This window comes from Emticicia sp. MM, assembly GCF_001649495.1.
In genome coordinates, this window is record NZ_LXHX01000020.1 from 45,997 (window position 1) to 59,831 (window position 13,835).

11 protein-coding genes are annotated in these 13,835 nt (G+C 36.7%); 5 read left to right on the plus strand and 6 right to left on the minus strand.

Features of this window, described 5'->3' with window-relative positions; genetic code table 11:
- The first annotated feature begins 54 nt into the window (after positions 1 to 54).
- Both A6M55_RS03035 and A6M55_RS03040 read left to right on the plus strand, forming a co-directional pair.
- Entirely contained in the window at positions 55 to 690 is a 636-nt protein-coding gene (locus tag A6M55_RS03035) for an ATP-binding cassette domain-containing protein (RefSeq protein WP_064196405.1), read from the plus strand.
- Positions 691 to 695: 5 nt separating this feature from the next.
- Positions 696 to 1,811 carry a hypothetical protein gene (locus A6M55_RS03040; protein WP_064196406.1) on the plus strand — a complete coding sequence of 372 codons (1,116 nt, stop codon included), beginning with the start codon at positions 696 to 698 and terminating at the stop codon, positions 1,809 to 1,811.
- Between the two features lie 54 nt (positions 1,812 to 1,865).
- On the opposite strand, the gene dnaK is transcribed toward A6M55_RS03040, so the two are convergent.
- From dnaK to A6M55_RS03055, 3 genes are all read right to left on the minus strand, one after another.
- Positions 1,866 to 3,761: a molecular chaperone DnaK gene (gene dnaK, locus A6M55_RS03045; protein WP_064196407.1), complete on the minus strand. Its 1,896-nt coding sequence runs from the start codon at positions 3,759 to 3,761 to the stop codon at positions 1,866 to 1,868.
- A gap of 105 nt (positions 3,762 to 3,866) precedes the next feature.
- On the minus strand, positions 3,867 to 6,581 hold the full coding sequence (locus A6M55_RS03050) for an NPCBM/NEW2 domain-containing protein (protein WP_064196408.1): 2,715 nt from the start codon (positions 6,579 to 6,581) through the stop codon (positions 3,867 to 3,869).
- Positions 6,582 to 6,716: 135 nt separating this feature from the next.
- The gene (locus tag A6M55_RS03055; protein WP_064196409.1) at positions 6,717 to 7,304 is read right to left on the minus strand and encodes a DUF937 domain-containing protein; all 588 of its coding nucleotides are present in this window, start codon (positions 7,302 to 7,304) and stop codon (positions 6,717 to 6,719) included.
- 151 nt (positions 7,305 to 7,455) lie between these two features.
- Between A6M55_RS03055 and A6M55_RS03060 the strand changes: the two genes are divergently transcribed.
- The gene (locus A6M55_RS03060; RefSeq protein ID WP_064196410.1) at positions 7,456 to 7,881 is read left to right on the plus strand and encodes a nuclease A inhibitor family protein; all 426 of its coding nucleotides are present in this window, start codon (positions 7,456 to 7,458) and stop codon (positions 7,879 to 7,881) included.
- A 92-nt stretch (positions 7,882 to 7,973) separates the two neighbouring features.
- Here the strand turns inward: A6M55_RS03060 and rplT are convergent, their stop codons facing one another.
- Both rplT and rpmI read right to left on the minus strand, forming a co-directional pair.
- A complete protein-coding gene (gene rplT, locus A6M55_RS03065; protein WP_064196411.1) occupies positions 7,974 to 8,318 on the minus strand; it encodes a 50S ribosomal protein L20 in 345 nt (114 codons plus the stop codon).
- 254 nt (positions 8,319 to 8,572) lie between these two features.
- Positions 8,573 to 8,767, minus strand: coding sequence for a 50S ribosomal protein L35 (gene rpmI / locus A6M55_RS17185; RefSeq protein ID WP_015030871.1), 195 nt, complete (start codon positions 8,765 to 8,767; stop codon positions 8,573 to 8,575).
- A 259-nt stretch (positions 8,768 to 9,026) separates the two neighbouring features.
- Here rpmI and dnaE point away from each other — a divergent pair, with 259 nt between their 5' ends.
- Positions 9,027 to 12,605, plus strand: coding sequence for a DNA polymerase III subunit alpha (gene dnaE, locus A6M55_RS03075; RefSeq protein WP_064196448.1), 3,579 nt, complete (start codon positions 9,027 to 9,029; stop codon positions 12,603 to 12,605).
- An 87-nt stretch (positions 12,606 to 12,692) separates the two neighbouring features.
- Complete coding sequence (trxA, locus tag A6M55_RS03080) at positions 12,693 to 13,016, plus strand: thioredoxin (RefSeq protein ID WP_064196413.1); 324 nt, start codon at positions 12,693 to 12,695, stop codon at positions 13,014 to 13,016.
- A gap of 81 nt (positions 13,017 to 13,097) precedes the next feature.
- Here trxA and A6M55_RS03085 read toward each other — a convergent pair whose 3' ends face one another.
- Positions 13,098 to 13,796: an NAD-dependent deacylase gene (locus A6M55_RS03085; RefSeq protein ID WP_064196414.1), complete on the minus strand. Its 699-nt coding sequence runs from the start codon at positions 13,794 to 13,796 to the stop codon at positions 13,098 to 13,100.
- Positions 13,797 to 13,835: the final 39 nt, after the last annotated feature.

Here is a 13,835-nt window from a genome sequence, read left to right on the forward strand (position 1 = left end):
GTTCTTGAAGCGAAGATTTATTTTTGAACAAATAAACCTTCGCTTTTTTGTTGTATGCAATTATCCTTCACTAATTATCGAAAAGCCTTTGGAGCAGTTGAAGTGCTAAATATTAATGATTTAACACTTGAATCTGGCATTTATTGGGTTAAGGGGGAGAATGGTTCTGGGAAAAGTACGCTCTTTAAGTCTATTGCTGGAATTATTGATTTTGAAGGAAATATTGTGCTCAATCAAAGCCTAAATTTGCAAAAACAAACAGTTGAGTTTAGAAAAATGGTCAATTTTGCTGAAGCTGAGCCACTTTTTCCTGAGTTTCTAACTGGCAAAGATTTAATCAATCTTTTTGTGGAAGCCAAAAATGCACCTGATTTTCAAAGTGAAATTTGTTTGAGCGATATGAAAATGCAAACCTACATCAATGAACCAGTAGGAGCGTATTCAAGTGGAATGCTTAAGAAATTATCAATAGTTTTAGCTTTTCTTGGGAAACCCCAATTGATTATGCTGGACGAACCTTTAATCACGCTTGACACCGATTCGCTAAAGATTTTGTATAAATGGATTGAAAAGAAATTTGTGGAAGATGGTGTCAGTTTCTTGATTTCATCGCATCAACCATTGAGTTTTGATAGTGGAATTGCCACGAAAACACTTTTAGTTGAAAATCGAACGCTTAATTTTGCTTAACTCTGATGGCTCTTACACAAATTCTCTACAAAATTTTTGTTAAAGGTTTTTATAAAATTCATTCAGGTCAGTTATTGTTTTTATTTGGAACAATTCTGACTTATCTGTTTTATATTCAGGTACTTAGCGATGACCACATAACTACACAAGAAACTATTTTCTATAACCTGAGTTTTATTTTGACCATCATTAGCTCACCAATTTTGGCGGTTTTGATGATGTTCGTTTTTCTGATTTTTACGCTCAAAGGTTACAACTATATTTCAGCACAAATCTGTTTACCGAGCAACTTTTTTTTGTTTTATAGTGCCAATTCTTTAAGTAAGTCTGAGCAGCTAAAAAGTTGGTTTATTACCCAATTACTCATTTCTTTTCCAATTATTCTCTATATTATTTTTTCAATAATCGTTGGCTTTGTGTATGGTTATTATCTGTTGCCGATGATTTTTCTTTGCTTTGTATTTGGTGTAAGTTTACTTTGTGCTTTATCTTACATACATCTCATAAATACACCCATTAAGGCTTACAATGGTGGTTTATTGCTGAAATTTATAAAAAAATGGAAGAAAAATCTGCTGATGATTACGTTTGTTCAAATTTTTGATAAGCATTTGCTTACTTTTTTGATTAGTAAGTTTTTTGCTGTCTTACTTATATTTGGGTTGACTGAATTATTATCAGATTTTAATCAATCTGCTTTGGGGGCATTTATTACATTGTTTATAGCTTTATCGAATGCAGCCTTGATTTTTGAAATTTATCGTTTCGAACGTCAATATTTAAGTTTTATTTTGAATTTTCCAACCAAACTTTCCACTACATTTTCGCAATGGATTTTAACTATTATCATCTTAGTTTTACCCGAAATAATTGCACTAAAGTTACTTTTCAATTGGGCAGTTTTCTTGAATAGTTTCTTTATTCTTGTTGCTACTTGTTTATTCTTAAAGTCCTTACTATTAATGATTTCTCTGAATATGAAATCATTTTTATACAAGATATTTATTTTACTTTTCGTTGGTATAGTATTGATACAATTCGGACTTAGTCCTATTGTTGGCCTTGCTTATTTGGTGTTGTCAACACTTATTTTCTATAAAAAGTATTATCATCAGATATAAATAAAGCCCCCAATTCTCTCGAAAAGGGGGCTTTTGTATGAATTCTTGAAGAAATTATTTTACTTCTTCAAAGTTTACGTCAGTTACACCTTCATCAGCAGTTGCAGTGCTACCACCTGCTTGTTGGCCACTGTCTGCTCCCGGAGTTGCACCAGCAGCATACATTTCTTGCGAAGCAGCCTGCCATGCCGCATTGATTTTTTCCATTGCAGAATCAATCGCAGCTAAATCTTTCGTGCCATGAGCGGCTCTCAATTCAGTTAGTGCACCTTCAATTGCAGATTTGTTGCCTTCTGAAAGTTTGTCACCATATTCTTTCAACTGTTTTTCAGTTTGGAAAATCATGGTATCAGCCGCATTTACTTTCTCTACTTTTTCTTTTTCAGCTTTGTCGGCTTCTTCGTTTGCTTTTGCTTCATCACGCATTTTTTGGATTTCTGCGTCAGATAAGCCCGAAGATGCTTCAATTCTGATTTTTTGCTCTTTGCCTGTTCCTTTATCTTTAGCCGTAACGTTCAAGATACCGTTAGCATCAACATCAAACATTACTTCTACTTGAGGCACGCCACGTGGTGCTGGTGGAATACCATCTAAGTGGAAGCGTCCGAGAGTACGGTTTTGCGTAGCCATTGGGCGTTCACCTTGCAGGATGTGTAACTCAACCGATGGTTGGTTATCAGCCGCTGTTGAGAATGTTTCAGTTTTTTTGGTTGGAATCGTTGTGTTCGATTCAATCATTTTTGTGAATACACCACCCAAAGTTTCGATACCAAGTGATAATGGAATAACGTCAAGCAATAAAATATCTTTTACTTCACCAGTCAAAACGCCACCTTGAACTGCCGCACCGATAGCAACAGCTTCATCAGGGTTTACATTTTTCGATGGTTTCTTTCCAAAGAATTTCTCAACTTCTTCTTGAACCTTAGGGATACGAGTCGAACCACCAACTAAGATAACTTCATCAATATCACTGATATTCAAGCCTGCATTTTTCATGGCACGCTTACATGGTTCCATTGCACGTTGAATCAAGCTATCGGCCAATTGTTCAAATTTCGCTCTTGACAAGTTTCTTACCAAGTGTTTCGGAATTCCGTTTACAGGGAAGATGTAAGGCAAGTTGATTTCAGTTTGTGCTGAACTCGAAAGTTCGATTTTAGCTCTTTCAGCTGCTTCTTTCAAGCGTTGTAAAGCCATTGCGTCTTGACGGAGGTCAATACCTTCATCTTTTTTAAATTCTTCTGCCAACCATTCGATAATTACTTGGTCAAAGTCATCACCACCGAGGTGAGTATCACCATCAGTTGATTTTACTTCAAATACACCATCGCCCAATTCAAGAATCGAAACGTCGAAAGTACCACCACCTAAGTCAAAGACCGCAACTGTAATATCCTTACCTTGCTTGTCGAGACCATACGCCAAGGCCGCAGCCGTTGGTTCGTTGATGATACGTTTTACATCTAAACCAGCGATTGTACCCGCTTCTTTAGTTGCTTGACGCTCTGCATCGTTAAAGTATGCTGGAACAGTGATAACAGCCTCTGTAATAGTTGTGCCAAGATAGTCTTCGGCAGTTTGCTTCATTTTTTGAAGAATAGATGCCGAAATTTCTTGTGGAGTATATAGTCTATCGCCGATGCGTACACGTGGAGTATTATTTGCTCCTTGTTCAACATCATAAGCAATTGTTTTTAATTCACTTCCAACTTCTGTAAAACGTTTTCCCATAAAACGTTTGATAGAAGAAATCGTATTTTTAGGATTAGTGATAGCTTGACGTTTGGCAGGTGCTCCAATTTTCTTTTCTCCATTCTCTAAAAATGCTACAATCGAAGGGGTCGTACGAGCACCTTCGCTGTTTGCAATAACAACTGGCTCGTTTCCTTCCATCACAGCAACGCACGAGTTTGTTGTTCCTAAGTCAATTCCAATAATTTTTCCCATGTTTTTTGTGTCAGTATTTTTAATCAATTTATTTCAATTATTTATCTCAACAATTGAAATGCCAAGCATAAATTTGGCAGCAAATACTGACAGATTGTCAGAGAATTATTGTGTCAATTTCCTTGATGGTCTTAATTTTGTCTCAATTATTGGTACAACTTCCAAATTGTCAGCAGCTGAAGTTGGAAGACTCGGCGTGCTTGGACAACCAGCAATATTTGCTCTAAATACAGTTCCTGAATCTACAGAAAATCCAGGAAGTAGTGTTACTGATTTGGCAGCATTGTAATTTACTTTCGCACTTGAGGAAATAATATTTGTAGCTGAAATAGTTTGTGAGGCGTTGAAAGTCAGGGATGTGCTTGCACCAGTATAGTTATCTTTATTTTTTACTAAAGAATAGATACTTTTGCAGTCTGGAATAACTTTAACAGTATCTTGGGTGGCTGCACTCGTACAATCGCCAACTTTGCATGTAACGCTGTAAATTGTTGTGTCTGTTGGACTAACTACTAATGGATTTACCGATGAGCCGTTTGACCATGTAACGGTTCCTCCAAAACAACCAAAAGCCAGTAATGAACTTGATTGGCCTTTATTGATGATTTTATTGGAGTTTGATATGATTAAATTTTGTAATGTAACAATTTCTACCAAATTACTTTGGTTTGAAATATTACCTGAATAATCAACTGCTTTTACTACAAATGTATAATAATACAACTGATTGAGTCCAGTTATTTTGAAAGTTGTTATTGGTGCTTCAACACTACCAATTAAAGCTCCATCTTGGTAGATATTATATTTTTCTACCTCCATATTATCGGTAGAAGCATTCCATGAAAGTGTTACACAGTTTTGAGAAAGTAGGCTTTCAACTAATGAAGTAGGTGCGGAGGGAGCTTGGCTATCTACACAATGCAATCGAGCATTTGCCCAGTTGGCATGGTCGGCAAAGTTATTATCGCCAGCATCATTGACTTCGAGTTTGAGTTCATTTACCCCCGCAACATCTAAATTGATTTTTACGATCGAACTATTTTTATTGAGGGTGCCACTTGTATATGTTAATTGATTGTCTTTATAAACCTTAAAAATTACGGTTGCTCCTTGACTTGCGGAGGCAACCTCATCATCAATGCCAATCGAAGAAATAAATCTGCCGAAATTGTTATTTAGCCTGTAAATAATTGTTGAATTTGCATGCGTACCTATGCCTTTTGAAAAACTTGTTCCTCTTATTTTAAGAGTTGTTCCATCACCTGCTCCATTTTCTCCATTACTTTTATCCATTTCTATTGGACCCCAACCATTTGATGTGCTACAAGCCGCTACATCTGATAAATAAGTAACTCCCGAGCAAGTAGTTATACCTACACAACTGCATTGCGAACCAACATTCTGAACTGTCACTGGCTGTGTAAAAGTAATATTTCCTTGAGCATCTGTTACATAGCAACGATACGTACCAGATGAACGGTCAATAAATTGGGAGGTGGCTTCGGTAGCATCTTCATAATCCTCATTTCCAGAATCAATACGTACCCATTTGTATGAATTATAGCCCGATGGAGCTGTAATTCGGAGTTCAGTTGCTGAATGACAACTTACCGATAGTTGAGGAAAAACTTTTGCTGTGATTGGGGTTGCATCATTGAAAAAATCATTGCTTAATGCAGCATCCCATCTGTTAGCCAATTCTATAAGCCCTGCACCGTAAAAGTGAACTTCATCCAAACGATTGGAACCCAAAATATCATCGGTTGAAGGCCCTGGGTAAACCTTATTGCTACTATTAACCAATGAATTTTGTGCATTAATAATATTATAGTTTGGGTTTCCTGCACCACCATTTGCATTTTTATTATTGACAGAAGCACGAGAAATGACCCAAGGTATATTACCTAATTCTGAACGAGTTTTATTTATAATATGATTTATATTTGAATAATAATTGGATTCCGAAGTATTTGCATTATTATCAGTTTCACCTTGATGCCATAAAATTGCTCTTACACCAAATATTGAAGCGTAATAATTAATTGTTCTTTCTAATCCAGAATAAGGAACTCCAACCGCATTACAATAACTAAATTGCAATGGGTCAAAAAAGTTTTGTGTTGGTTGACCGTCTGAGCTTTCTTTCCAGTTATATGATGTGGTGTTTGTTGCCCCAGCATTAAAAAAAACTATAGGAACACCTAATTTTGCTGTTAAATTATCACCCAGTTTTCCGTAGCACCAAGGATTGAAACCTGTCTTCGATAAAAAACTTCGAGTACCACCATTGCTAAATATCTGAGTGAAAGAAGGATAATTAGGTGTTTTTTTATCACACTGCTGAATTGAAATATCATACCATGATAATTCGTTGTGGGTTAGTACACGCTCATCGTTAGCTCCAACTTCACTCCAATTACCCTCTCTCCCTTGTGCATTTGATTGGCCAGCAATCAAGAATACCTCACCTACACCAAGTCGATTAATGGTCGCTGTGCCAATAATATTCGTTCCCAATTTTCCTCTAACTTCCACAATATACCAACCCCCAGGAACATTAGCTACATACCCACTAAAAATTCCCCCGTTAATGTTAGTGGTGAAGGTTGTCCAGTCAATAACAACCTGACTATTTGTGGCGTTTATAAAGCGAGCTTCGGCAGAAGAAATATTTGACGTATAGCTTCCCGCTATATAAATATTAGAAGTGTTATTTTGATTTCTTTGGAAGACCGCTTTTTCCATTGGAAATGTTATGCTTATCTGACCAACAGAAACAAACGATAAAAACAATAGAGTGAGTGGAGCTACAAATTTCATGTAGAGGTTATTTATAATAATCAAATGCTAACCCAAATTTACAAAAAAAGCATAGCCAATCGAATATATCAATACCATTATTTATTTAATGGTCAGATATATTCAACTAACTACGCTAATTTAAGGTTGATTATCTTATTTGCCGCCAAATAGGCCTCCGAGAAGGCTTCCTAAGCCACCGCCACCTTGTTGTTTTTGGCCGCCCATCGCACTTCCTGCGATATTCATTAAATCATTCATATCTAATTTGCCATCAGCCAAAGCACCTGCTCCTTGACTAAGTAGGCTTCCGAAATCAATACCGTTTGTTTTTCCACCTGTAATAGACCCCATCAAACCACCCATGTCAATAGAATCATCATTTGGGTCGTTTGTTTTGTTAATAAGCCCTTCTAATACAGATGGCAACATACTTCCAACTACTCCGGCAGCAGCCGAATTTGACAATCCGAATTTTTCCATAAGGTTGCCAACTACACTTTGTGCAATGCTTCCAACAATTGGATTCGACATTAAGTTGCCACCGTTACCAGCACTTCCGCCAAGTAAGCCGATTAAGCTTCCAAGACCACCTTGTGAACTTGCTTGATTTGAAAGCCCTCCCATAAGACCTTGCATTACTTCGCCCATAACACCTTCATTATGTTCATTTGGAACTTCTGGGTTTTGAACGACAGCACCTTGACCCGCTTGTTGAATAAGACCTTGCAATACTTCTAACATTTTTTTTAGATTTAATGGTTTTTAATTGGCACAATATTACTATTTTACTTACATTTTTTTCCAAATATATTGGAATTATTTTCGGATATTTGACACACAAACCATCGAAAGGTAACGAAAAGTACAAAAGAAATTTTACTAACCAAAAAAAGTGAGCGAAATCAACCAAAATTCAGAAAAAACACTTGTCGAAATTTTGACGGAAGGTGTCAATGGTCTATTATATCCGAGCGAATCAGATGAAAAAATAAAAGTAATTGATTGGCAAGCCGACAATCCTGCTCCTTTTGATACAATTCTTTTCAGAAAATATATTGGTGTGACACCAGCAGTAAGAGTAGAGGTTTTACCTTGGGAAAGATTTTTCGAGTCAATAATCACTGAAAAAGAATGGTGGACTGATTTTGAAAAAGAAAGAGCAGCTAAATTTTTGAAAATTAAAGATTTAGTTACGGAAAACCTCACCAATATAGAATATTTACGAGCTGGAAACAGAGTAGAATTTGAAGCCTACTTAATTGGACAAGATAATGAAGGAAAATGGAAAGGTTTAAAAACTTTGATAATTGAAACTTAGGCCTTTCATGCTGAGTCATAAAAAAAGCATCAAGTTTACCTTGATGCTTTTTACATTATAGACTAACCTTTATTTCCTTTAGGAATTAGGGGTTATTTCACTTTGTCAACAACTGCTTTGAACGCATCGTAATGGTTCATTGCTAAGTCGGCCAATACTTTTCTGTTAAGTTCGATGCCTGCCTTTGCGAGTTTGTCAATCAAAACAGAGTATGACATTCCGAGAGGACGCACACCAGCGTTGATACGAACAATCCACAAACGACGATAACTTCTTTTCTTTTGTTTACGACCTGAATAGGCATAAACTAAACCTTTTTCAACGGCGTTTTTCGCAACCGTCCAAACATTTTTTCTACGTCCGTAATAACCTTTGGCTAATTTTAGGACTTTTTTACGTCTCGCTCTTGACGCTACGTGATTGACACTTCTTGGCATTTTTTTGTTTTTTAGTTTTTTGACGTTGGCGGCTCAATTAATTAAGAATGTAGAATTAAGAATGTAGAATGATAATCTAAACTCAGAACTCAAAACTCAAAACTCAGAACTCTTTCGTTGCCATTTGTCGGGTGAAACATTTGCGGTATGTCGATTTTCGACTCTTCGCATTAACCATGTAATTGAAAGGTGATTTTGAATAATGACATAGAAAATTAATTCGTCAATCGTCATTTAAAAACTCGTCATTCGTATTACATACATAATAATCCTTCGATACGGTCTGTATCTGCGGCACTTACAAGCGTTGCAGAAACCAAGTTTCTTTTACGTTTGTTAGATTTTTTTGTTAGGATGTGGCTATGGAAAGCGTGTTTACGCTTAATCTTACCTGTTCCTGTAATTTTGAAGCGTTTTTTCGCTCCAGAATTGGTTTTTTGCTTTGGCATCGCTAAAACATTAAGTATTGAACAAAAAGTAAATTGGGGTGCAAAGATACGATTTGATATTGAGTTTTCAAATTTTTTTGAAAATGTTTTCAATTATAAACTTGACTATCAGTGATTTAATTTTAATCAAACAAATTTCTCACAAAAAACTCACACTTTTTGACTAAATTTATGGTTGAAACAAGTAGCAAAATTTTCAAATTGTGAATTAACCGATACACAATTCTTAAAATTATACTTCATTGATAACAACAATAAAATGCAATTTTCTCATCTACATAATCATACCCAGTTTTCTTTGCTTGACGGTGCTTCTGACATCAAAAAATTATTCAAAAAAGCCCAAGCTGATAATATGCCCGCCATGGCAATTACAGACCACGGAAATATGTTCGGGGTTTTTGATTTTGTGGCTACAGCTGGTAAATTCGGCGTAAAACCAATTGTTGGCTGTGAGTTTTATGTAGTAGAAGACCACCATCGAAAGCAATTTACGAAAGAAGTAAAAGATAAGCGTTTTCACCAACTTCTACTTGCTAAAAATGCTCAGGGCTATAAAAATCTCGTAAAACTCTGTTCATTGGGCTACATTGAAGGGCTTTATGGGAAATATCCACGTATTACCAAAGCCATGATTGAGCAGTATAAAGAAGGTTTAATTGCTACTACTTGCTGTATCGGTGCATCAGTACCACAAATGATTCTGAAGAAAGGAGAAGAAGAAGGTGAAAAAGAGTTTCAATGGTGGCTGGATAGATTTGGTGAAGATTATTATGTAGAACTTCAACGCCACGATATTCCTGAGCAAATCAAGGCTAACGAGGTTTTGGTAAAATTTGCTAAGAAATATGGTGTAAAAGTAATTGCCTCAAACGATAGTCATTACGTTGACCAGCAAGATTGGGTGGCTCATGATATTTTGCTGTGTGTAAATACCAACGAAAAATTTTCAACACCTTCGGCCAAAGATTTTAATGATGATGAGGGCTCATCGAAAGATACTCGTTTTGCTTTCTACAACGACCAATTTTATTTCAAGACTACGCAAGAAATGACCACGTTGTTTAGCGATATGCCTGAGGCTATTGATAATACAAACGAAATTGTTTCTAAGGTCGAAACTCTGAAGTTGAAGCGTGACATCATGCTACCTAACTTCCCGATTCCTGATGAATTTAAAATTCATGCCGATGATGTATTGAATCAATGGGAATATTTGAAGCATTTAACTTATGAAGGAGCGAGAAAACGTTATAGCGAAATTGGTGTAGAAGTGCAAGAACGTCTTGATTTTGAGCTTTTTACCATCAAATCAATGGGTTTTGCAGGTTACTTTCTCATAGTTTCTGACTTTATAAAGGCTGGCCGAGACATGGGCGTAATGATTGGGCCAGGTCGTGGCTCAGCGGCTGGTTCGGCAGTAGCATATTGTATCGGCATTACTAATATTGACCCGATTAAGTACCAACTACTTTTTGAGCGTTTCTTGAATCCTGACCGTAAATCAATGCCCGATATTGATACTGATTTCGATGACGAAGGGCGTCAAAAGGTAATTGATTATGTGGTGCAAAAATATACCAAAAACCAAGTTGCTCAAATCATTACCTACGGTACGATGGCTACCAAATCAGCTATCAAAGATGTAGCTCGTGTAATGGAATTGCCATTGGCTGATGCCAATTATATCGTAAAACTCGTACCAGATAAACCCGCTTATGGCATTGATTTCGAGAAAATGGTCAATTATCCACTCGAAGGAAAAGGTAGTTTGGTCGAAGTTGGTATTCAGCCCGATGAGATTGAAAATGTGAAAAAGTTCAGAGCCATGTATAATGGTAATGACCTCACGGGTAAGGTTTTACAGCAAGCTCATAGGCTCGAAGGAACGGTAAGAAATACGGGTATCCACGCAGCGGGTATTATCATTGCTCCCGAAGATTTATTCAATATTTTACCAGTTTCAACATCAAAAGAAACCGAATTATTGATTACACAATACGAAGGGAAAATCATTGAAGATGCGGGGGTAATTAAGATGGACTTCTTAGGTCTGCGAAACTTGACAATTATCAAAGATTGTCTCAGAATGATTAAAGAAAATCATGATGTGACGATTGATATTGATAATATTCCGCTCGATGATAAGCTGACGTATGAGCTTTTTCAACGAGGCGAAACCAACGCAGTTTTCCAGTTTGAATCTGATGGTATGAAGAAATACATGAAGGAACTCAAACCTGATAGGCTTGATGACTTGATTGCGATGAATGCCTTGTATAGACCTGGGCCGATTGCCTATATTCCTAACTTTATCAACCGTAAACACGGTAGGGAAGAGGTAAAGTATGATTTGGCCGATATGGAAGAGTTTTTGGGAGAAACCTATGGAATTACGGTGTATCAGGAACAGGTAATGCTTTTATCGCAAAAATTGGCAGGTTTCTCGAAAGGTGATGCCGATGTTTTGCGTAAAGCTATGGGTAAAAAAGACCGTGCAACACTCGATAAACTTAAACCAAAGTTTATGGACGGTGCAATGGCCAAAGGACACGATGGAAAAACACTTGAAAAAGTGTGGACTGACTGGGAAGCGTTTGCCTCTTATGCCTTCAATAAATCGCACTCGACTTGTTATGCGTTTGTTGCCTATCAAACTGCTTATTTGAAGGCTCATTATACCTCCGAATACATGGCGGCCGTTATGACTTCCCAATTAGGAAATATTGATAAAATTACATTTTTCATGGAAGAATGTAAGGCTCTGGGTTTGAATGTACTTGGGCCTGATGTCAATGAATCTCAAAAACAATTTAGTGTCAATAAACAAGGTGATATTCGTTTCGGAATGGGGGGAATCAAAGGCTCGGGTGATGCGGCTGTTGATGCCATTATTGAGGAGCGAAAGAAAGGGCATTTCACTGATATTTTTGATTTCATTACTCGTGTAAACTTACGCACTGTAAACAAGAAAACGCTCGAATCATTTGCCTATGCTGGTGCTTTTGATTGTTTTACTGATTTGCATAGAGGGCAATTTTTTGATGAAACAGATGGTACTACTTTGATTGAGAAAATCATCAAGTACGCTAATAAATACCATGAAAATAAAGATGCGGGTCAAAATTCGCTCTTTGGAGGCATGGGAGGGGCATTTGATATTGCCAAACCAAAAATTCCAGAATGCGAAAAATGGGGCGATATTCAGAAATTGAAATTTGAAAAAGAAGTTGTTGGATTTTATATTTCGGGGCATCCACTTGATGAGTTTAGACTCGAAATGCGTCGTTGTGTGCCGCTTGACCAAGTTTTTGACCCATTGAATGCCAATAAAGAATTTGCCATTGGTGGGGTAGTTACAAGTGTGATGCACAAGACTTCCAAAAATGGAAATCCATTCGGAATTATGAAAATAGAAGATTATAATTCAAGTATGGAAATGATGTTTTTTGGGCAAGACTTTGTCAATTTTTCAAAATATATGCAGGTTGGTTTGTTTCTGTTCATTCGTGGAAAAATACAAACCAAATGGGGGCGTGAAGGCGATTTTGAGTTCAAGCCACTCGGCATGGAATTATTGAGTGAAATCAGAAATAAATTATTCAAAGAAGTAAAAATTTCGTTGGGTTTACAGTTTGTAAATGCTCAGTTGATCGAGCAAATTCAAAAAACTACTTCTCGTTATCCAGGTAATTTTGACTTTAAAATGTCTGTGTATGATTCTGATGAAAAAATGGATGTAATGCTGCTTTCTCGTAAGCAAAAAGTAGCTTCAACTAACGATTTTGTAAAAGAATTGAAAGAATTAGTTGGTGAAGAGAATGTTGTTTTAGCGTGACGGAACTTTTATTAAATACAGTTTTGTTATCTAAGCAATAAAACAAATTATAAATAATAATTTATTTCCGAAGAGGAATTTACAGAAATGGCAGGTAAAGCAATTGAAATTACAGATGCAAGTTTTGCAGAACTAATCAACTCAGAAACACCAGTATTAGTTGACTTTTGGGCAGAATGGTGTGGACCATGTAAAATGATAGGGCCAGTTGTTGAGGAAATCGCTGGTGAATATGAAGGAAAAGCAATTGTTGGCAAGATGGATGTTGATGCGAACTCGAACGTTCCAGCAAGTTTTGGCATTCGTTCAATTCCTACTTTGATGATTTTTAAAGGTGGAGTAATGGTTGATAAAATCGTTGGTGCAGTGCCGAAGCACATCCTTACTTCAAAATTAGAAGCTCACGTGTAAGATACTCTTATTATAGATTTAAGCCTCTGTTTTCATAAACAGAGGCTTTTTTGTTGGTGAATATTTATTAAGACTAAAAAATTATATAAAGTTTTTGATTAACTCTTGAGCTAATTCAGGAACACCAACAGTAGCTGTTTCAGTAATAAAAGTCAAATTTTGATAGAGGTTAGAAACCTCGGGCATATTGGGGTCAATTATATATTTTGGAGCATCGTCGGATACGTAGCCTATCAATCCAGCAGCAGGATAAACTTGCATCGAAGTGCCAATTATTATAAAAATATTAGCATTAAGACACAAATCAGCGGCTGGCTCAATCATTGGCACCATTTCACCAAACCAAACTATATGTGGACGAAGCTGTCCACCATCTTCCGCTAAATCTCCGATTTCGATTGCTTTCGCTCCAATATCGTAAATTAGGTTTTCGTTTTTTACACTTCTAACTTTTGAAAGTTCACCATGAAGATGCAAAACATTTGTCGAACCCGCTTTTTCGTGCAGGCTGTCAACGTTTTGTGTGATAATTCGTACGTCAAAGTATTTTTCTAATTCAGCCAGTGCTAAATGTCCAGCATTTGGTTTTGCTTCAGCGGCCTTTGCACGGCGTTCGTTGTAAAATTGCAGAACCAACTTTGGGTTTTTACGCCAGCCTTCGGGTGTTGCTACTTCTTCGATACTATGATTTTCCCACAAACCTCCCGCATCACGAAATGTCATGATACCACTTTCAGCACTGATGCCTGCACCTGTCAAAACTACAAGTTTCTTTTTCATTTCTCTTTTGAGTTTGGATGATACAAAAATGACACAACT

Coding starts and splice junctions, on each gene's coding strand:
- A6M55_RS03050 (WP_064196408.1), bottom strand. CDS start 6,581: ATGAAATTTGTAGCTCCACTCACTCTATTGTTTTTATCGTTTGTTTCT.
- dnaK (WP_064196407.1), bottom strand. CDS start 3,761: ATGGGAAAAATTATTGGAATTGACTTAGGAACAACAAACTCGTGCGTT.
- rpmI (WP_015030871.1), bottom strand. CDS start 8,767: ATGCCAAAGCAAAAAACCAATTCTGGAGCGAAAAAACGCTTCAAAATT.
- dnaE (WP_064196448.1), top strand. CDS start 9,027: ATGCAATTTTCTCATCTACATAATCATACCCAGTTTTCTTTGCTTGAC.
- A6M55_RS03085 (WP_064196414.1), bottom strand. CDS start 13,796: ATGAAAAAGAAACTTGTAGTTTTGACAGGTGCAGGCATCAGTGCTGAA.
- A6M55_RS03035 (WP_064196405.1), top strand. CDS start 55: ATGCAATTATCCTTCACTAATTATCGAAAAGCCTTTGGAGCAGTTGAA.
- A6M55_RS03040 (WP_064196406.1), top strand. CDS start 696: ATGGCTCTTACACAAATTCTCTACAAAATTTTTGTTAAAGGTTTTTAT.
- A6M55_RS03055 (WP_064196409.1), bottom strand. CDS start 7,304: ATGTTAGAAGTATTGCAAGGTCTTATTCAACAAGCGGGTCAAGGTGCT.
- rplT (WP_064196411.1), bottom strand. CDS start 8,318: ATGCCAAGAAGTGTCAATCACGTAGCGTCAAGAGCGAGACGTAAAAAA.
- trxA (WP_064196413.1), top strand. CDS start 12,693: ATGGCAGGTAAAGCAATTGAAATTACAGATGCAAGTTTTGCAGAACTA.